We start from the raw sequence: 20,577 nt of genomic DNA, 5'->3' as shown, positions 1-20,577 counted from the left end.
GTTTTATAGCTGTAGATTACTAAGCTTATTAAGGACGTATAAGTGAATATTATAATATTTTTATAGAAGCAAAAAATATTGACACGTTTCAATTTAAACGTTATAATAAAATTACTAAAAAGAGAACCTTGATTTTATAGGAGGAAAATTATGAGAAAAGTGTTGGCAGCTGCATTATCGGTAGCAATGGGAATGTCACTGGCAGCTTGTGGTGGTGGATCATCTAAGCCTGCAGAGGAGACTACAAAGTCTGCAGAATCCGTTGCAGATAATGCAAAGAGTGGTGATGCAAATCTAAGTGCAGACATTGAGTATTGGTCAAGTTGGAGTGAAACTGAAGCTCAGGCAGATGCATTAAGGGAAGCAGCAGATGAATTTATGAAGGCTAATCCGGGTGTCAAAATTAATTTTACATTTAACGGTCGTGATAACAGAAACCTGGTTGGCTCAGCAGTATCAGCAGGAACAAAGGTTACAATGATGGATGCTAATGCTGATAATATTAAATCAATGTGGTCTGAAATTACAATGGATCTCACACCTTATTTTGAAGAGTCATATAAATCAACAGGTAGAGAGAAATATGTTGATAAAATTATGCCAAGTATGTCAGGCCTGTCCGCAAAGCTATTTGATGGAAAGTATTCATATTTCCCCTATGCACCGCAGGGATTTATGATTTTTTGCAATAAAAACATATTTGATGATTGCGGAATAACAAAGTATCCGGAAACTTGGGCAGAATTTATGGATGCCTGTGAAAAAATTAAAGCAAAAGGATATACTCCGGTTACTACAGACAGCAATTATGCTACCAGTTGGGTTGGATATTATATGAGCCGCTTAATGGGTAATGATGAGGTCGCAAAATTGAGCAATGATTCGTCAGCGTGGAGTAATCCGAAGGTATTAGAGGCGGCTAAGGCTATTGAGGATATGGCAAAGAAGGGATACTTTGATCCGGTTATAGAAACCAATACATATCCGAATGCACAGCAAAGTATGGTTATAAATGAAAAAATAGCAATGTACATCAATGGAACATGGCTTCCTAACGAAGTAAAAGAGTCAACACCGGATGATTTCAAATGGGGTTCTTTTGCATTCCCAACTGTAGAAGGTGGGGTTGATGATCAGACATCAGGATGCTACAGCAGCTATGGAATAGCAATTAATAAGGATGCAACAGAGGAAGAAGCTAAGGCGGCAGCAGCTTTTGGAGTTTATGTAACTACAGCGTTTGACCAGAAGTTTTCTGATATGGCAAATGCTATTCCTGTTGGTGTTGACGGTGTATGGCCGGATAGTTTAAAAGATGCACAACAGGTTATGTCAAAGTATACAAACAGATATCCGTCACAGACAGCGCTTATCTTAAATAGTAACAGTAAGCAGATTATTGCAGATGCTTGTTTAAAGCTGATGGGTGGAAGTATCACCGCAGAAGAATTTGTTGAAATGGCATCTAAGTTCTAGTATATATCAGTGATAAAATCATTGCTAAAATGTAAAGGCATCTTGCCTTTACATTTTTTCATAAGGAGGATTTTATGAAACAGACGAAAAGATCAATTATTACGTTTATGTTACCGGCTGTAGTACTTATGGTAGTTATATTTTTATATCCGACATTAAGAACTATTGCCATGAGTTTGTTTAAGGTAAAGACTGTAACTACTCCGCTAATGGACTGGAAATTTGTCGGTTTTGGAAATTTTTTTAAGTTATTTAAAACACCTTTATTTGTTAGATCCATGGTAAATATTCTAAAAATATGGATTTACAACGGTATTGCTACAATGGTTTTATCTATGTTGTTTGCACTGGCTTTCACAAAGGATATTCGATTCAAAAAGTTTTTTAGAACTATAGTTTACCTTCCAAATGTAATTGCAGCTATTGCAGTAGGTTATATGTGGTTACTTTACGTATACAATAGCAGATTTGGATTACTTACAACTATGTTTGCAAAACTTGGCTTAAAATATTTAGCAGATTATCAATGGCTAAATTCCGATCATATGTTTTTCTCAATGTGTATTGCAAATGTATTCGGTAATGTAGGATACTTTATGATGATGTTCATAGCAGGAATTGAAAAGATACCGCAAGATTACTTTGAAGCGGCATCATTAGAGGGAATTACAGGATTTCAACGCTTTAGACATATTATTTTCCCTTTGACAAAAGGTGTTTTGAGGACTGCAATAGTGTTATGGACAACAAGAACTATGGGATTCTTTGCCTTATCACAAGTTTTCTCAGGTGTAAATACATATACACCTATGCTATTTACATATCAGACTTTATTTGGAACGGAAGTAGCCTCAGAGTCGGTAAATGCAGGAATGGCTGCCGCTGCGGCAGTGCTTATGACAGTTATTGTAGTTATTGTGTCAATGATTCTAAATCATGCAATTAAAGATGATAACTATGAGATGTAGGAGGTGAAGTGATGAAGAATAATAAAAGAAAGTCCGATTTCAGATGGAGAAAAGAAATTACTTTATTACCTAGTTACATTATTGGAATTATTTGGGCCTTTTTTACAATATTTATGATTGGCTGGATTATTGCAGCTTCACTGTCATCAACAAAAGAGGTATTTACGGGTAATGTATTATCTACAGGATTACATTTTGAAAATTATACTAAAGCTTTCTTTAGAAATAAGGCATTGATGAATCTTTTAAATTCAGTGATTTATACAGTACCGTCATGTGTTCTTACTATTATAGTGAGTGCACCTGCAGCATATTGCCTTACCAGATTTAAGTTTAAATTTAACGGTTTGATTAAAAAGAGTATTATTACAGCTCTTGGAATTCCCGGTATTATGATTGTTATGCCGCTGTTTTCAATTGTCAGTACATTAAAATTGAGTGGAACACACTTGACTTTGATCTTTATATATACGGCAACTTCAGTACCATACACAACATTTTTTCTAATGGCATTTTTTCAAGGAATATCTGATGTGTATGAAGAGGCTGCGGCAATAGACGGATGTGGTCCGATACAATGCTTTTGGAGAATTATGTTTCCATTGGCACAACCTGCTATTATGACAGTAACAATTTTTAACTTTATAAGCAGATGGAATGAATATTTTATGGCGTTGATTTTTGCCAATAAATCTGAACTTCGCCCTGTAGGTGTAGGTCTTTATCAGACTGTGCAATCAATGATGCAATCAGGTGATTGGGCCGGAATGTTTGCATCTGTAGTAATTGTATTTATGCCAACTGTAATTATATACCTATTCCTTTCCGATAAAATTGTGGCAGGGGTGACATCAGGTGGTGTTAAGGGTTAATTTAATAATAATTGAGGTGACAAAATGCATTATAGTAATGTGAAATTTGGGATTTTTACTGATTTACATCTTGATATTATGCATGATGGAAGAATACGACTGGATACATTCATAGAACAAATGAAGAAAGAAGATGTTGACTTTATCATTCAACTGGGAGATTTTTGTTACCCGGAGGATACAAGTAAATGCCTATGTTCAGAAAAGAATATGCCTATAAATCTTAAAAATGCGATGAGAGTACCGGCTGATGTACCGAAAATTGAACTGTTGGAGAAATTTAATAAATTTTTGAAACCACATTATCATGTACTTGGAAATCATGAGTTCGATTTTTGCTCAAAGGAACAGGCGATGAAGCTCTATGGAATGGATAAGAGATATTACTCTTTCATATGTAAAGGTTGGAAATTCTTAGTGCTTGACGGTAATAATTTTAAAACGAAGACCGGAGAAATTAAAGATTATTATTATGGGGATTATTTTGATTCTGAAGATTTACCATATATTGATTCGAAACAAATGGAATGGATTGAAAAAGAACTGTTGGAATCTGATATGCCTATAATAATATTTTCACATCAACCTCTAAATGAAGGACCAAGAGGTATAAAAAATGCTGACGAACTTTCAAATTTATTCATAAAGGCCAATAGAAGCGGTAAAAAGGTTAGACTTTGTATAAACGGACATACACATGTAGATAGATTGGAATGTGATAAAGGAGTGTATTACTATACTCTAAACAGTATGTCAAATCATTGGATCGGGACAAAGTTTGCAAAACATAGATTTTCAGATGAAATAGAAGAGGCTTTTCCAAATCTTCAATATACATTTCCATATAAGAGTTCGTTGTATGCAATAGTAGAATTAAATAGCAAAGGGGCTTATATTAAAGGAAAATCGGGAGAGTTTATAAAGCCAAGTCCGTTGGATATGGGGTGTGATGAGGATTTGAGTGCATCTGTACAAGATAGAGAAATCTTATGGTGATTTATATAAAAATTTTAGTATAGGAAAATAAGGAGATAAAATGGAATTAAAATTCACCGGAATAGGAGCGGCATATTATCCTGTACTGGGAAGTAATTGTGCATTTTTTGAGCATGATAACTGTCTATACTTAATAGACTGTGGAGAGAGTACTTTTAGAGCTATGTTTTCACGTAATGAAATATATGATTATGATAATATAGTTGTACTGCTTACACACCTTCATGCTGATCATATCGGTAGTCTGGGATCTTTTCTTTCTTTTTGTAAAAATGTACTTGATAAAAAAGTATTATTGGCAGCTGAGGAAAATACCATTGTGAATATATTGGCTCAAAGTGGAGTTCACACTGATAAATATAATTTCACAACAGACTTCAAAGAATGCGAAGCGATCGGATTATCTATTTATGTGAAGAGAGAAATCCATGCTACAGATATGTTATGTTGCGGATTTATTTTTGAATGTAATGGAGAAAAGATATACTACAGTGGTGATACAAGCAATGTTCCGTCTGATATTTTAAATGCCTTTCTATCAGGAGAAATAAAGACTATGTATCAAGAATGTACATTCCTAGATACAGACAGTACATCACATTTTTCTCTTAAGAAATTATGTGAGATTATTCCGTATGAAGAAAGACAACGTGTTTATTGCATGCATTTAGGAGATGATATTGAAGATGATATTGTTAAAGCAGGATTTCGTGTTCCGAAGATAGTATAAATTGGAATGCCGGAGGTAAGTTAGAATGAAAAATACACTTCATTTATACAATAATGATAATGTACAGATTGTGGCTCATCGTGGAGCGGCAGGTTCCAATATTCCTTGTAATACAATACCTGCATTTGATATCGCTCTAAAAGGCGGTGCATCAATTTTAGAGATGGATCTTTTTAAAAGTACTGATGGTAAAATATTTATTTTTCATACAGGTAAAGAACCGTATCAACTTAATAAAAACATTGATCTTACAAAACTGGACAGTGAAGAAATAAAAAAACTTCGCCTTATCAATGTTGATTTTTATCCTACACAATGGGGAATAAATTCTTTTGACGATATATTAGAGCATTTTAAGGGACGTTGTATTTTAAATCTTGATCGCATTGGGGACTGTATCCCCGATGTCATAAAAGTAGTTGAAAGACATAACATGAAAGATCAGGTTTTACTTAAACATGCCCCGATTCCAAGTGTTTTAAAGATAATTGAAGATGTGGCACCTGATTATATGTTTATGCCGATATATATGGAAGAAGATAATGCTTCTGAGATAATTGAAAAAATGAATATAAATTATATCGGTGCTGAACTTGTGTTTAAAACAGAAGAGTCCCCTGTGATACAACCTGAATATATAGAGAGTATGAAGAAGAGGGGCAAGACTTTATGGGGGAATGCAGTATTATACAATTATAAAATACCTCTTTCAGCCGGGCATACGGATGATGTCTCAATGATTGATGATCCGGATAAAGGATGGGGGTGGTTAGTTGACCATGGCTTTGATATAATTCAAACTGATTGGACATATCAATGCTGTAAGTATTTAAAGGATAGAGGAATAAACCATTAATACTTACAAATCAGATTGGAGTATAGAAAATGGCAACTATAAAAGATATAGCCAAGGTGGCAAAAGTATCGCAGGCAACCGTTTCAAATGTTTTAAACGGGAAAGATAATGTAAGCAGTGATAAAATACGTAGAGTAATGAAAGCAGTTGAGGATATGGGCTATGTTATAAATGAAAAGGCTCAAAACCTCAGAAAGGGTACTGCAAAGATTTTAGCAGTTGTAGTTCCAAATTTATATGATAAAACATACATAGATTTTTTTTCCAGTTTTAAAGATTATGCGGAAAGAAAAGAATATACAGTAGATTTATACATTACAAATGACGATGATGATTATGAGAGGAAGCAGATTCAGAAAATTAAATCCAGAATGACGGAGGGAGTAGCTGTTTTTACATCCATATCAGATGGAAGTGAGGCTTACTATGAAGCAGGATTTTCAAATAAAGATGTTATTTTTATATCTAATAAACAGCCATACAGTTGTAAGTTTATCGGGTATGATGATATAGAGGCCGGAAAAGAAATTGCAAAAAAAATATTGCAAGGTAATTATGAAAAAGTTGCTCTTTTAACAGGACCTCTTACATATTCAGGGAAAATGGACTTTCGTAATTCATTTTTAGAAAGTATTGGAAAATCAGATAAAATATCAGAAGTATATGAGAGAGTTACTACTGAGCAGTGCAAATATCAGAATGTAGTGAGAGTTTTTACTCATATGCAACCTGATGCAGTCATTACTGACAGTATATCATTGGCTCAAACGGTAAAAAGTGTATATCAAAACTTCTATAGAAATAAGCCGGTAGATATTTTTTCACTTTCTCCTGTATATACTATTCCTGAAAGAGATATTATTAGGTATGAAATAGACTATAGAAAAATGGGTATAGATGCCGCTTCATATCTAATAAACCGTAACTGGGAAAATAGAAATGAACTGATTATAGAATCAAAAGGATTTTCAGATTGGCCAAAAATAAATTCAAAAAATGAAGAAAATGTATTGAATATTTTATCTATTGCAAGCCCTACTACACGAGCACTTAAGACAGTGGTAAATTTATATGAATTTAATACCGGAATAAAGATAAGAATAACAGAATCAGACTATGAAAGTATGTATAAACTGGTAAAAAACCGGGGGGCGGAACTGTCATATGATATAGTTCGTATGGATAAGGATTGGTTTCCGGTTTTAGCTAAATCGGTATTTGAGCCACTTACAAATATAGAATCCAATATCGGTAATAGCTTAGACGGTTTTTTGCCTAATGCATTAAAAAATTATTCTTATCTTGATGGTGATATTTATGCATTACCGGGAACACCAAGTATTCAATTACTGTTTTATAGAAAGGATTTGTTTGAAGATACAAGATTAAAAAGATTATATTATGAGATGTACAAGAAATCATTAGAGGTTCCAAAGACCTTTGAAGAGTATAATCGTATTGCGTATTTTTTTACAAATGAATTTAACAATGAATCTCCGATTAAGTATGGTTGCAGCTTTACATCAGGAGAACACGGAACTGTCGGTGTTGAATTTTTGATGCGATATTTTAGTCATTCAAAAAGATTATTTGATGAAAATGGAAATATTCTTTTAAATACTGAGGCAGCAAGAGATGCATTAAGAGAAACTAAAGACTCTTGGAATTGTTCCTCAAAAATAGAGCACAATTGGTGGACAGATTCAGCTCAGGAGTTTGCGGAAGGTGATACGGCAATGGGTATTTATATGATAAACCATGTTAGTGGATTTGTCGGACCCGACTCAAAGATTAGAGGGAAAATAGGGTGGTCTATTGTACCCGGAGATAATCCTATGCTTGGTGGTAGTGTTCTTGGTATTTCTAAATATTCAAAAAATAAGGATATTGCTTTAGACTTTTTGAAATGGATTAGTCGAGATGATATAGGTACAGCTACTGTATTACTTGGCGGTATGTCTGCAAAAAAAACGGCATATGATGATGCTGAAGTAAATGATGCTTATCCATGGCTTGATTATGCAAAAAAATGTTTTAAAAATGCTCAGACCAACTACTATCCTATAGTAGATGGAGATAATATTGGATTAAAAGAGTTGCAGAATTTACTAGGTGTGGCAATAAAAAAAGGTATAATGGAGCATTTAGATATTGATGAAATACTTGAAACTGCTATGACCGATTATGAAAATTTGAAAAAGAAAAAACTTTAATATGCAGAGGGAGGCTTTAAATGTCTGATTTTCCTTATAAATCAAGTAAATATAGATATACATCAATAAGATTTATTAAAAGTAAAAAAGGTATATTTGGAATACCGAAGATTAATATAAGTGCAGATTTTGAATGTGAGATTACAAAAGAAAACGGTTTATATTATGAAACAGATGGAGAAATTGTAATTTATATAAAGCATTTTATCTTAAAGGATGCTTGCTTGATTTCTATAGACGTAGAAGACAGTGAAGAATATGAAATAAAGTATATATTATGTGAAGGCAAATATATAGCATTTGATCACAGTAATAACAAATATATATTTCAAATTGAAATTAGTGGACTTCTTGGTCCGACAAGAACATTATATGCACATAGTATTTTAAGAGAAGACGGCATTACTCTTAGAGTCGAAGAGAACGATATTGGAAGGTGTGCGGGAAAATATGATAAAGATACATATCCGCAAACTCAAATCGATGCTTCGGTTCACTATACATTTGCGGCAAGAGAAGTCTTAAGGCATATGGGTATAGGAAAATATTTGCATGACAATCATCTAGGATATATATTGCTTCTTGGATTTGAAACTTGTAATGAGTTACACCCTGATTATCCACCGCATTGGCATTTGATATTCAGATGGCCATATTTTTGTGGCTCACAGGCACCTCATATATACATTGATAAAGAAGGAAAGATGGAGTCAAATGTAACTTATATTGACGGAATAAGTGGAGTATGCAGAAAGTATCAGACTTTAGAATGGTGCAAGATGGTTGATATGTACGGTGCGGATGTAATTGCTTTTAGACTGGTAGAAGATGGAGGTATGGAGCTTACTTCTCCCGGTGGAAATACCTATAAAATTGCCCCTTATAGTAGGGAAGACGGTGTAAAAGTATATTGTGATGAAAGGTATATTGGTAATATTACTGTAAAAAATGACACTGGTAACGGACAGATTAAGTTATTATGGAATAACAGCGATTGTATTCAAGATTCTTATAAAGAGATTATCGAATATGATCAATATACGGGAAACATCAAAAAAGTTGAATGTGTCGATAGTATATAAATATAAGGAGATGCTAAATGGAAAAATATGTAATAAATGATAGTATTTTTTTATTTCAGCTTATATGTGCCGGACTTTGTGGTACAGCTTTAGGTGTGGAACGACAGAGTAGAATGAAGTCTGCCGGAGTAAGAACACATTTCATAGTATCCGTAGCATCTGCACTTATGATGATTGTATCAAAATACGGTTTTTTAGACGTTATATCTATTGAAGGTGTAAGTGTAGATATATCCAGAGTTGCAGCAGGAATTATATCAGGCATAGGCATACTTGGAGGAGGATTGATTTTTATCAGTAAACAAGGTCTTGTTCGAGGTATGACAACAGCTGCCGGAATATGGATGACAGTAGGCATTGGTATGGCTATAGGTGCAAGAATGTATGTACTGGGTTTTGAAGGTACAATTCTTATACTTCTTATGCAGTGCTTATTCCATAGAAAACTCGAAATACTAAAAGATCCGTTAAGAGCAAAGGTAATGTTTTCAATTGGAGACAGAAAAGAAGATGTAGAAACAGTAGTTCATAAGCTTGAGGATATTGGTATGGAAGTAAGTATGATAAAGGTTGAAAGAAAGGGAGAAAAAAATTTTCAAATGAAATGTGAAACTGTGCTTCCAAGAAATATGGAAAGAGGAGATTTTACAGAAAAAATTGTGGGAATAGAAAATTTGTTGTCATATGAGGTTTAGAAACAAAAATCTTTAATGATGTAATAGATGTTATAGGATTACAGAAAATGAAAAAATAAGATAGATTACAGAAAATGAAAAAATAAGATGTTGAAATCTAAAATTTAATATGTTAGACTGAAAGAGGCAAATGAAGTTAAGATATGTAGTCGGATAGTGCTACAATAAGAAAGCCACGAGCTCGTATCTCGTGGCTTTTTCCGTTATAGTAGTAGATGTCATTTGCTATTTACGAATGAATGGAGTAAGATGAATTTTCATATAATAAAAAGCATTGCCAAAGGGTCTATAGCCGAGGAGCTTGAAATAGAGCCGGGAGATAAGCTTATATCTATCGACGGCAATGAAATAAAAGATGTATTAGATTACAGATATTATATAAATGCTGAAGAATTTACCATGGTGATTGAAAAGGCAAACGGTGAAGAGTGGGAGCTGGATATTGAAAATGATTATGAAGATATAGGACTTGAGTTTGAAGAGGGACTTATGAGCGATTATAAATCCTGTACAAACAACTGTATATTCTGCTTTATAGACCAGATGCCGCAGGGAATGAGAGAGACACTTTATTTTAAAGATGATGATTCCAGACTTTCCTTTTTGCAGGGTAATTATGTAACACTCACAAATATGAAGGATGCGGATATAGACAGAATAATAAGATTTAATCTGGCCCCTATAAATATATCTGTACATACTACAAATCCTGAACTTAGAAAAAAGATGCTTCACAATCGCTTTGCCGGAGAATCACTTAGATATATAGATAAACTTTATGAGAAAAATGTGCCTATGAACGGACAGGTGGTTATGTGTCCGGGGTATAATGACGGCGAAGAGTTAAAGCGCACATTAAACGATTTATTAAAATATGCTCCTACAATGGAGAGTGTATCTGTAGTACCGGTAGGTATTACAAAGTTTAGAGAAGATTTGCCAAGACTGTCACTTGTTGATAAAGCAAAAGCAATTGAGACTATAGAGATAATAGAGGATATTCAAAGAAAGGCTATGGAAAAGTGCAATATACATTTTGCACAGGCAAGTGATGAGTTTTATCTGATTGCTGAAAGAGAAATGCCGAAAGAAGATACCTACGACGGATATATACAGCTTGAAAACGGTGTAGGAATGCTAAGACTTCTAAGTGAGGAAGTACAAGATGCAATAGAAACCTTGCAAATCGATAAAGAGGATATGCAAAAAGAAGAAGTTATAAGTATTGCAACAGCAATTTTGCCTGCGCATTCCATGAAAGAGCTTGCAAAAAAGGTTGAAAAAAGGTTCCCTGCAAAGAAGATAAATTTCTATACAATAAGAAATGATTTCTTTGGAGAGAGGATTACCGTTGCAGGGCTTTTGACAGGAGTTGATATAATAAATCAGCTAAAGGGCAAGGAACTTGGTGACAGATTATTATTGTCGGTAAATATGTTTAGAAGTGGAGAAGAGGTATTGCTGGATGATTTAACCAGAACCGATATCGAAAGAGAGTTGAATGTCAAAACAGTTATTGTAGGTCAGTCAGGATATGATCTGGTAAATGCCATAGTTTCTGATAATTATATAGAAGAAAATGCCTATAAGGCATATGAAAAAGGAGTTAATAATGAGTAAACCCGTAGTCGCCATCATAGGCAGGCCGAATGTAGGAAAGTCTACATTGTTTAACGCCATAGCAGGGGAGCCGATTTCCATAGTTAAGGATACCCCGGGAGTAACAAGAGATAGAATATATGCCGATTGTACTTGGCTAAATATGAATTTTACACTTATAGATACAGGTGGAATAGAGCCGGACAGCAGTGATATTATACTTTCACAAATGAGAGAACAGGCTGAGATAGCTATTGAGACAGCAGATGTAATTGTATTTATTACAGATGTACGCCAAGGACTGGTGGATTCCGACTCTAAGGTTTGTGATATGCTGAGAAAGTCAAGAAAGCCTGTTGTACTTGCTGTAAACAAGGTTGACTCAATGGCTAAATTCGGAAATGATGTATATGAGTTTTATAATCTTGGAATAGGAGATCCAATACCGGTATCGGCGGCATCAAGGCTTGGTATAGGTGACTTGCTTGAGGCTGTAGCTTTACATTTTAAGAATAAGGACACCGAAGATGAGGAGGATGATGACAGACCTAGAATTGCCATAGTAGGAAAGCCGAATGTAGGTAAATCATCTATTATCAACAGACTTACAGGTCAAAACAGAGTAATTGTATCGGATATTGCAGGAACTACCAGAGATGCTATAGATACTGTGGTTGTAAACAATAAGCAGGAATATGTTTTTATAGATACCGCAGGTCTTAGAAGAAAATCAAAGGTAAAAGAGGATATTGAAAGATATTCTATAATAAGAACTGTAACTGCTGTAGACAGAGCTGATGTGGTAATACTTGTTATTGATGCAAATGAGGGTGTTACAGAGCAGGATGCAAAGATAGCAGGTATTGCTCATGACAAGGGTAAGGGTATTATCGTTGCTGTAAATAAATGGGATCTTATTGAAAAGGATAATAAAACTATTTATGAGTACACCGATAATATAAAGAGAATACTTTCATTTATGCCATATGCGGAGTTTGTATTTATATCGGCGCTAAGCGGTCAGAGACTTCAAAAGCTCTTTGAGATGATAGATATTGTTAGAGAGAATCAGACACTCAGAATACAGACAGGTGTTTTAAATGAGATTATCTCGGAAGCTACAGTAATGCAGCAGCCGCCGTCAGATAAGGGCAAGAGATTAAAGATATTCTATACCACACAGGTAGCGGTAAAGCCGCCTACATTTGTTATTTTTGTAAACATAAAACAACTTATGCATTTCTCCTATCAAAGATATTTGGAGAACAAGATTAGAGAGGCCTTTGGATTTAAGGGTACATCTATAAGATTTATTATCAGAGAAAGAGGAGAGGACGCCAAATAATGCTTAGAATTCTTCTGCTAATAATAGGTTATTTTATCGGAAATATTGAGACAGGATATATATTCGGAAAGCTCAATAAGATGGACATAAGAAATTACGGTTCAGGAAATGCCGGTGCTACAAATACTCTTAGAGTACTTGGCCCAAAGGCCGGACTTATAGTATTTTTAGGAGATTTTTGTAAATCTTTGATTCCATGTTTGGTTGTAAGATTTATTTTTAGAGATAATGTAAGTTTAAGCTATGTGTATATGCTCTATATCGGACTTGGTGTGGTACTTGGTCATAACTTCCCGTTCTATCTCGGATTTAAAGGCGGAAAGGGAGTTGCTTCCACAGCAGGTATTATAATGGCTTTGGATATAAGGATTGCGGCAGTTTGTCTTGCCATATTTATAGTTATAGTTGCCGTTACAAGATATGTATCATTGGCATCAATAGTTGTAATGATTATTTTTATAGGCATGTCACATCTGTTGGTAAAGACAAGCTATGGATTTACAGACGGCACTTCACCGATGGAGTTTAGACTTTTAGTTGTTGTTATCGGATTATTATCAATATTTATGCACAGAGCAAATATTAAAAGATTACTTAGCGGGACTGAGAATAAAATAGGGAAAAAGGTGTGAAAATGAATATTTCAGTTATTGGTTCAGGTACTTGGGGTATGGCACTTGCAAGACTCCTATTTGATAACGGACATAGTATAAAGGTATGGTCGGCAATTGAGAGTGAGATAAAAGAGCTTAGAGAAACCCGTACACATAAAAATCTTCCGGGCGTTGTATTTGATGAAGCTATCAGATTTGAAAGCGATTTGGAAGTTGCCATGGAAGGCTCAAAGATTTGTGTGCTTTCAGTACCTTCCATTTTTACAAGAAGTACTGCAAAAAGAATGGCACCGTTTTATAAAGAAGGTCAAATCATTGTAAATGTTGCAAAGGGTATTGAAGAAAATACTCTTGAAATACTTACAGATCAGATTTTGGATGAAATAAAGAATGCAAATGTTGCGGTACTCTCAGGACCAAGTCATGCTGAGGAGGTTGTAAAACTCTTGCCTACTACATGTGTAGCCGGAGCCAATGATTTAAAGACTGCAGAGCTGATTCAGTCGGTGTTTATGAGTCCTGTGTTCAGAGTATATACTTCTACTGATATGCTTGGAATTGAGCTGGGCGGTTCGCTGAAAAATGTTATAGCTTTGGCGGCAGGTATCTCAGACGGACTCGGTTATGGCGACAATGCCAAGGCGGCTCTTATTACCAGAGGAATTGTTGAAATAAGCAGACTCGGTACAGCAATGGGAGCAAGAATAGAGACATTTTACGGTCTTTCAGGTATCGGTGATTTGATAGTTACCTGTGCAAGTAAGCACAGCAGAAACAGAAAAGCAGGTATGCTTATGGGACAGGGAATGACTATGGAAGAGGCTATGAAAGAAGTGGCAATGGTTGTGGAAGGAGTATATTCCGCAAAAGCCGCCAAGGCACTGGCAGATAAATATAATATCTGTATGCCCATTGTTGATGAGGTAAATGCCGTACTTTTTGAAAATAAGGATCCTAAGCAGGCGGTGGATGCACTTATGCTTAGAGACAGGATATCGGAGAGTATCACGGGGATGTAAAATGAATAAAAATATAGATTACATGGCAACCAACTCGCTTGAGGATATAAAATCCTACCTTGGTACGGATTTAACAGGACTCAGTGAAGAAGCTGTTCAAAAAAACAGGGAGAAGTATGGAGCAAATAAGGTAAAAAAAGAAAAGAAAAAGTCGCTTGCAAAAAAGCTTGAGGAAGCTTTTATAAATCCTTTTACAATCGTACTTGTTTGTTTAGCTGTTGTATCTACAGTAACGGATATTGTATTTCCGATACTGCATATGTTCGGAAATACAAAAAAGGATTTTAATCCTATTACCGTAATTATTATTTTAACAATGGTATTTGTGTCGGGTGTACTCAGGTTTATTCAAGAGGGCAGAAGCGGTGATGCCGCAGAGAAGCTGCTTGCTATGATTAAAACTACATGTACCGTGACAAGAAAGAATAAAAATCATATAGAAATTCCTTTGGATGAAGCTGTAGTAGGTGATATAGTTTACCTTTCGGCAGGAGATATGATTCCTGCCGATGTAAGGATAATAGAAGCAAAGGACCTTTTTGTCAGTCAATCAAGCTTAAGCGGTGAGAGTGAACCGATAGAAAAACTTGCTACAGTCTGTGAAAAGAAGGACAATATCACAGAATATACAAATATAGCTTTTATGGGAAGCAGTGTTATATCGGGAAGTGCCGCTGCAGTTGTTATAGCGGTAGGAGACAATACGCTTTTCGGCTCAATGACTTTGGCAATATCCGGTGAGTCTGTGGAAACAAACTTTACAAAGGGAGTCAATGCGGTTTCATGGGTACTTATCAGGTTTATGCTTGTAATGGTACCCTTAGTCTTTGTTATCAACGGAGTAACAAAGGGCAACTGGATATCGGCATTTTTATTTGCAATATCGGTCGCGGTAGGATTGACACCTGAAATGCTTCCTATGATTGTGACAAGTTGCCTTGCAAAAGGTGCAGTCTCAATGAGTAAAAAGAAGACTATTGTAAAGAATCTGAATTCTATACAAAACTTCGGAGCCATGGATATTCTATGTACAGACAAAACAGGTACTTTGACTCAGGACAGAGTAGTTCTTGAGTATCATTTGAACATAAAGGGAGATGAGGATTCAAGAGTACTCAGATACGGATATCTTAACAGCTATTTTCAGACAGGTTATAAGAATCTTATGGACCTTGCCATAATTCAAAGGACTGAGGAAGAAGAGGCAAACGACTCACAACTTCTTGATTTGTCGGAAAATTATAAAAAGATTGATGAGATACCTTTTGACTTCAATAGAAGAAGATTAACTACAGTAGTACAAAATAATGCAGGTACTATAAAAATGGTTACAAAGGGAGCATTTGAAGAAATGCTTTCAATATGTTCTTTTGCGGAATACAACGGAAACGTTCAACCTATAACAAATGACTTCAGACAAAGAATTCTGGAAACTGCCGATACACTTAATGAAAAAGGATTTAGAGTACTTGCAATTGCCAGAAAAGATATAGAAAAGCAAAGTTGTAATGTTGAAGATGAATCTGAAATGATTCTTATGGGCTATCTGGCATTTCTTGATCCGCCGAAGGAATCGGCTGCAAACGCCATAAAAGCACTGAAAGAGCATGGTGTAAGCACAAAGATTCTGACAGGTGATAATGAAAAAGTTACAAAGACTATATGTAAACAGGTCGGTCTTGAAGTAAGGAATATGTTGCTTGGCAGTGATATTGAAAAGATGGATGATGAAGAGCTTAAGCAAACGGCGGAGATAACAGATGTATTTGCAAAGCTTACTCCAAGCCAGAAATCAAGAGTGGTATCGGTACTTAGAGAAAACGGACACACTGTAGGATTTATGGGTGACGGTATAAATGACGCGGCTGCTATGAAAGTGGCTGATATAGGTATATCTGTGGATACGGCTGTGGATGTGGCAAAGGAGTCGGCGGATATCATACTTCTTGAAAAGGATCTTATGGTTTTGGAGTCCGGAATCATAGAAGGACGAAAGACATTTGCAAATATGATAAAGTACATTAAGATGACGGCTTCATCAAACTTCGGAAATATGTTCTCGGTTCTGGGAGCTTCCGCACTTTTGCCTTTCCTACCTATGGAGAGTATGCATCTTATTTTGTTGAATCTGATTTATGACTCATGTTGCAGTGCTATACCGTGGGATAATGTTGATGAAGAGTTTATTAAATTGCCGAAAAAATGGGACGCTTCAAGTATAGGTAAATTTATGGTATGGATAGGGCCTACAAGCTCAATCTTTGACTTTGCAACATTTGCATTTATGTATTTTATTTTCTGTCCGCATTTTGTAAGCCATGGAGTAACGTATAATAATCTTGCAAGTCATTTTACCGGTGATGAGCTTAATGTGATAAGAGCTTCTTATGTGGCAATGTTTCAGGCAGGATGGTTTGTAGAGTCGATGTGGAGTCAGTCATTGGTTATACATATGATTCGTACTGTGAAGCTGCCGTTTATACAAAGTCGTGCCTCCGCACAGCTTACATTACTGAACTTCTTCGGAATAATTTTTATTACAATTATTCCGTTTACTCTGCTTGGTAAAGTACTGGGATTTTCATCATTGCATCTATCATTCTTTTTATTTCTTTTGCCATGTGTACTGGCATATATGATACTTGTAACAGCAGTAAAAAAGGCTTATATTCGCTATCACAAAGAGTGGTTGTAACAGTGAACAAAGCCCTTAAAAATTATTTTTGTTGTAGATCCGCCTTCGGTGTGGCTACCATTGACCAGTTGGAATGGTAAATCACAAAGCCGGGAGCGGCACCTGCAACTTTTTTTATATTTTTCTTTTGAATATAGTCTACTTCCACTTTATCCGCATCTTTTGCCTTTGAATAAAAAGCGGCAAGTGCGGCGGCTTCTTCATAAGCTCTGTCAGGAAGTTCCTCTTCATTGTTTGACTTTAAAATTACATGTGAACCGGGTATTCCTTTGGCATGAAACCACCAGTCATTTCCTGTAGCTACTTTAAAGGTAAGCTCTTCATTCTGATAATTATTTTTACCCACATATATATCATAACCGTCAGTAGAAATATAGTGATATGGATGAGATGTACTCTTTTTTTGTTTACCGGAAGAATGCTTTTTTATATAACCGAAGTCTACAAGTTCCTGACGAATCTGTGAAAGACTCTCATCATCACTTGAAACGTCAAGCGCGGTCTGTATGGAGAGAAGATGCTCAATATCATTTTTTGTATTTAAAATCTCTTCGCTGAGCGCCTTTGTAGTCCTGCTAAGCTTTGCATACTTATCATAGTATTTCTTTGCATTTTCCTTTGCCGATTTGTTCTTATCAAGCGGAATAGTGATTTCTTTATTATCATCGTAGAAATTCTCTGTTGTAAAGGAGCTCTCTCCTCCTTTAAGGCTGTATCCGTAAGTATTTAAAAGGTCTCCGTATACTCTGTAGATATCCTTTTTATCTGCATCTTGAAGCTGTTTTTCCTGTAAATCATACTTTTTACTTGCTCTTTCAAGTGCGGTATTTACAATACGTCGCAGATCCGAACTCTTTTGCCTGTTAAGTACAAAGGCTTCTCTAAAAGAGTAGAAATTGTAAAGCATTTCACTTACAGAGTCAAAAAAAACTTTTTTATATTCTTCATTTTCATAAGAAAAAAGATTTATAGAAGAAAATTCAAATGCCTCTTCGCCACGATATATAATATTGGGAGAGAAATTATGCAAGGAAATATCTTCCAATAAATTTTTAATTGTATGAAACAGATGTGTATATTCAAGTTCATTAAGTGATGTGGAGGGGGCTTGAGAAGAAAGTGATGCACGAATAAGCATTTCTTCTGCAATAAGCGGGCTTATACCGGCAAAATTCATATATATAGACTTTGAAAGAGCATACTCCTTTAACTTTAATATATCTACGAACTCCTCCAAAGTGACTGTAAGTAAATCTTTTTTCTTTAATTCATCCGGAAGAAAGTACTGTCTCCCGGGCAAAACCTCTCTAAGTGAACTCATATTTGCGGAAATTCTTTTTATTGAATCAATTATTTTATTATTTTCATCTGTAAATATTATATTTGAATGTTTGCCCATTATTTCCACATACATTCTTTTATGGCTGATATCGCCAAGTTCGTTTAAATGCTCAAGTTCAAAACATAATATTCTCTCAAGATCCATTTGAGATATATCGATTATTTTTGCCGTTCCTATGTATTTTCTAAGAAGCATTAAAAATGCCGGAGCAACTTTGGGAGCAGGTTTATTTACATCCGTAAGGTATACAAGTGGAAGTGAAGCGCTTGCAGATATCAAAAGTCTGTATGTCTTTGCATTGTTCTTTATTGTAAAAATAAGCTCGTTTTCTTCAGGCATGGAAATTTTTGAAATTCTGCCGCCTACAAGCTGTGTATTCAATTCATATGATAAATTTGATATTACTATGCCGTCAAAAGCCATTTTATTACCTCTATCCTAAACTTAAATCTTAATAGTAATTTTAAAAATACATTATACCACAGTATATCTATATATACTGCATTATTTAGAGAAATAAATGAAACTGAAATTTATAGATATTATGTTTTAATAATAATTATGCAACAAAAATATTGAATGTAATTTTCATCACTTTGTTAAAAACTTGAACAAAGTTATTTTAGGATATTACAAAATTTATATTGATGTAGAAAAATTGCATGTATTCATAAGAAAACACAAAATTCCTTTATTATTTATATTCACTATGATAGAATAATAAGCATGATGGATGAAAAAATACACAAAAACACACATATCAATGTATATTCTCATTTATTATTATCTGAAAATATAAGAAAAATGCTAAATAAGTATGTACTAAGGGTTTGAAAACTCTTTTTTTTACATCTTTGAGTTAGGTGATGCTTACTAATTAAAGCAATTATCATCAATGTATAAATTTACAGAAAATAATTTGGAAGCGAATATTAAATTGATTGTCTTTAGAAAGGAGGAATTAAAAGTATAGTTTACTAAGATTATTTTTCATTCCATATAATATTAGATGTTACTACACTTATACTAGAGGGGGTACTTATTTTGTGAAAAGAACATTCAATAGAATAGCTACATTGATGTTTGCTTCTACATTAGCATTCATGAATACATTTCCAAGCCAAGGGGCTGTTACAAAGGGGAAGTGGGAATTATCAGGTGATACCTGGAAATTTTATAATGAAAAGAATGAAGTTCATAAGGGCTGGGTTGAAACTTCTTCAGGATGGTATTATCTTGATCCTGAAACAGGAGATATGAAGACCGGATGGCAAAATATAAATGGAGTAGATTATTATTTTGACTCTGACAAGGATGGGGTATCGGGACATATGCATACCGGATGGTATAAAAATCCGGAAGGCAAATGGTATTTTTTCAATCCTGATCCTGCAACAGGCGGAGGGATGCTTACCGGATGGCAGTGGGTAGACGGATACTGCTATTATTTTGATCCTACACCGGGAAAAGATGGTGGCGGAATGGTTGTCGGTAAGACCACACCTGACGGATTTAAAATTAATGAAAACGGTCAATGGACTGATGATTCAGGGAAAGTACAGTATGTTGCAGGAAAGGGGTTCTCAACAAGTAATTCCGGAACTAACGGAGGGGGTTCCAATGCTTCTACCGATACATCAAAAGATTCCAAGTCAAGGAGAGAAAAATCATCAGGACAAAGACGAAGCCATGGTGGAAGCGGTTCGGGCGGATCATCAGGAGGAGCGGGGCAGTCAAGCAATCCAAATGAAAAGCCGAAAACACCTGAAAATAAGGAAGAGAGTAAGCCGAGCGAAAAGCCGAAAGTACCTGAAAACAGGGAAGAGAGTAAGCCAGGCGAGAGTGAAAAGCCTAAGGCACCTGAAAATAAGGAAGAAAGCAAGCCAAGCGAAAAGCCAAAGGCACCTGAAAATAAGGAAGAGAGTAAGCCGGGTGAGAGTGAAAAGCCTAAGACACCTGAAAACAAGCCGGGCGAGAGTGAAAATGCTCTTACGGACGGTGAATGGTATGGAACAGCTACATGGAGCAGATACAAGCTTCAAAGAGGTTCAAATATAGTTAAGGTTACTATAAAG

The 20,577-nt window shown here is 35.2% G+C and carries 15 protein-coding genes and 1 pseudogene; 15 read left to right on the top strand and 1 reads right to left on the bottom strand.

Annotated elements, in window-relative coordinates; translation table 11 throughout:
- The first annotated feature begins 150 nt into the window (after positions 1-150).
- The 14 genes from HMPREF1135_RS04455 (at position 151) to mgtA (ending at position 17,160) form a co-directional block, all read left to right on the top strand.
- The gene (locus HMPREF1135_RS04455; RefSeq protein WP_007592458.1) at positions 151-1,476 is read left to right on the top strand and encodes an ABC transporter substrate-binding protein; all 1,326 of its coding nucleotides are present in this window, start codon (positions 151-153) and stop codon (positions 1,474-1,476) included.
- 74 nt (positions 1,477-1,550) lie between these two features.
- Positions 1,551-2,444, top strand: a complete 894-nt coding sequence (locus HMPREF1135_RS04450; RefSeq protein WP_007592455.1) for a carbohydrate ABC transporter permease — start codon at positions 1,551-1,553, stop codon at positions 2,442-2,444.
- A gap of 11 nt (positions 2,445-2,455) precedes the next feature.
- Positions 2,456-3,316, top strand: a complete 861-nt coding sequence (locus tag HMPREF1135_RS04445; protein ID WP_007592451.1) for a carbohydrate ABC transporter permease — start codon at positions 2,456-2,458, stop codon at positions 3,314-3,316.
- A gap of 24 nt (positions 3,317-3,340) precedes the next feature.
- Positions 3,341-4,312, top strand: coding sequence for a metallophosphoesterase family protein (locus tag HMPREF1135_RS04440; protein ID WP_007592449.1), 972 nt, complete (start codon positions 3,341-3,343; stop codon positions 4,310-4,312).
- A 40-nt stretch (positions 4,313-4,352) separates the two neighbouring features.
- A complete protein-coding gene (locus HMPREF1135_RS04435) occupies positions 4,353-5,042 on the top strand; it encodes an MBL fold metallo-hydrolase (protein WP_007592448.1) in 690 nt (229 codons plus the stop codon).
- Positions 5,043-5,067: 25 nt separating this feature from the next.
- Positions 5,068-5,898, top strand: coding sequence for a glycerophosphodiester phosphodiesterase family protein (locus HMPREF1135_RS04430; RefSeq protein WP_007592443.1), 831 nt, complete (start codon positions 5,068-5,070; stop codon positions 5,896-5,898).
- A gap of 29 nt (positions 5,899-5,927) precedes the next feature.
- On the top strand, positions 5,928-8,111 hold the full coding sequence (locus HMPREF1135_RS04425; RefSeq protein ID WP_007592441.1) for an extracellular solute-binding protein: 2,184 nt from the start codon (positions 5,928-5,930) through the stop codon (positions 8,109-8,111).
- A 20-nt stretch (positions 8,112-8,131) separates the two neighbouring features.
- Positions 8,132-9,193: a hypothetical protein gene (locus HMPREF1135_RS04420; RefSeq protein WP_007592439.1), complete on the top strand. Its 1,062-nt coding sequence runs from the start codon at positions 8,132-8,134 to the stop codon at positions 9,191-9,193.
- Between the two features lie 17 nt (positions 9,194-9,210).
- The gene (locus HMPREF1135_RS04415; protein WP_007592437.1) at positions 9,211-9,888 is read left to right on the top strand and encodes an MgtC/SapB family protein; all 678 of its coding nucleotides are present in this window, start codon (positions 9,211-9,213) and stop codon (positions 9,886-9,888) included.
- A 249-nt stretch (positions 9,889-10,137) separates the two neighbouring features.
- Positions 10,138-11,508, top strand: coding sequence for a DUF512 domain-containing protein (locus tag HMPREF1135_RS04410; RefSeq protein WP_007592435.1), 1,371 nt, complete (start codon positions 10,138-10,140; stop codon positions 11,506-11,508).
- A complete protein-coding gene (der, locus tag HMPREF1135_RS04405; RefSeq protein ID WP_007592433.1) occupies positions 11,501-12,832 on the top strand; it encodes a ribosome biogenesis GTPase Der in 1,332 nt (443 codons plus the stop codon). Before HMPREF1135_RS04410 ends, der begins: the two co-directional genes overlap by 8 nt.
- Positions 12,832-13,464, top strand: coding sequence for a glycerol-3-phosphate 1-O-acyltransferase PlsY (gene plsY, locus HMPREF1135_RS04400; protein ID WP_007592430.1), 633 nt, complete (start codon positions 12,832-12,834; stop codon positions 13,462-13,464). The genes der and plsY overlap by 1 nt, the downstream gene beginning before the upstream one ends.
- A gap of 2 nt (positions 13,465-13,466) precedes the next feature.
- Entirely contained in the window at positions 13,467-14,465 is a 999-nt protein-coding gene (locus HMPREF1135_RS04395) for an NAD(P)H-dependent glycerol-3-phosphate dehydrogenase (RefSeq protein WP_007592426.1), read from the top strand.
- A gap of 1 nt (position 14,466) precedes the next feature.
- A complete protein-coding gene (gene mgtA, locus HMPREF1135_RS04390) occupies positions 14,467-17,160 on the top strand; it encodes a magnesium-translocating P-type ATPase (protein WP_007592424.1) in 2,694 nt (897 codons plus the stop codon).
- 22 nt (positions 17,161-17,182) lie between these two features.
- Here the strand turns inward: mgtA and HMPREF1135_RS04385 are convergent, their stop codons facing one another.
- A complete protein-coding gene (locus HMPREF1135_RS04385) occupies positions 17,183-18,925 on the bottom strand; it encodes an Rqc2 family fibronectin-binding protein (RefSeq protein WP_007592422.1) in 1,743 nt (580 codons plus the stop codon).
- Between the two features lie 623 nt (positions 18,926-19,548).
- On the opposite strand from HMPREF1135_RS04385, the pseudogene HMPREF1135_RS04380 reads away from it, so the two are divergent.
- Positions 19,549-20,577, top strand: a pseudogene (locus HMPREF1135_RS04380) (FMN-binding protein); the annotation flags it as partial.

The organism is Lachnoanaerobaculum sp. OBRC5-5 (assembly GCF_000296385.1).
GTDB lineage: Bacteria > Bacillota > Clostridia > Lachnospirales > Lachnospiraceae > Lachnoanaerobaculum.
This window is presented reverse-complemented; position numbering and strand designations above follow the sequence as displayed.

Excerpts from the sequence above, each read along its gene's own strand:
- HMPREF1135_RS04455 (WP_007592458.1), top strand. The coding sequence starts at position 151 with ATGAGAAAAGTGTTGGCAGCTGCATTATCGGTAGCAATGGGAATGTCA.
- HMPREF1135_RS04450 (WP_007592455.1), top strand. The coding sequence starts at position 1,551 with ATGAAACAGACGAAAAGATCAATTATTACGTTTATGTTACCGGCTGTA.
- HMPREF1135_RS04445 (WP_007592451.1), top strand. The coding sequence starts at position 2,456 with ATGAAGAATAATAAAAGAAAGTCCGATTTCAGATGGAGAAAAGAAATT.
- HMPREF1135_RS04440 (WP_007592449.1), top strand. The coding sequence starts at position 3,341 with ATGCATTATAGTAATGTGAAATTTGGGATTTTTACTGATTTACATCTT.
- HMPREF1135_RS04435 (WP_007592448.1), top strand. The coding sequence starts at position 4,353 with ATGGAATTAAAATTCACCGGAATAGGAGCGGCATATTATCCTGTACTG.
- HMPREF1135_RS04430 (WP_007592443.1), top strand. The coding sequence starts at position 5,068 with ATGAAAAATACACTTCATTTATACAATAATGATAATGTACAGATTGTG.
- HMPREF1135_RS04425 (WP_007592441.1), top strand. The coding sequence starts at position 5,928 with ATGGCAACTATAAAAGATATAGCCAAGGTGGCAAAAGTATCGCAGGCA.
- HMPREF1135_RS04420 (WP_007592439.1), top strand. The coding sequence starts at position 8,132 with ATGTCTGATTTTCCTTATAAATCAAGTAAATATAGATATACATCAATA.
- HMPREF1135_RS04415 (WP_007592437.1), top strand. The coding sequence starts at position 9,211 with ATGGAAAAATATGTAATAAATGATAGTATTTTTTTATTTCAGCTTATA.
- HMPREF1135_RS04410 (WP_007592435.1), top strand. The coding sequence starts at position 10,138 with ATGAATTTTCATATAATAAAAAGCATTGCCAAAGGGTCTATAGCCGAG.
- der (WP_007592433.1), top strand. The coding sequence starts at position 11,501 with ATGAGTAAACCCGTAGTCGCCATCATAGGCAGGCCGAATGTAGGAAAG.
- plsY (WP_007592430.1), top strand. The coding sequence starts at position 12,832 with ATGCTTAGAATTCTTCTGCTAATAATAGGTTATTTTATCGGAAATATT.
- HMPREF1135_RS04395 (WP_007592426.1), top strand. The coding sequence starts at position 13,467 with ATGAATATTTCAGTTATTGGTTCAGGTACTTGGGGTATGGCACTTGCA.
- mgtA (WP_007592424.1), top strand. The coding sequence starts at position 14,467 with ATGAATAAAAATATAGATTACATGGCAACCAACTCGCTTGAGGATATA.
- HMPREF1135_RS04385 (WP_007592422.1), bottom strand. The coding sequence starts at position 18,925 with ATGGCTTTTGACGGCATAGTAATATCAAATTTATCATATGAATTGAAT.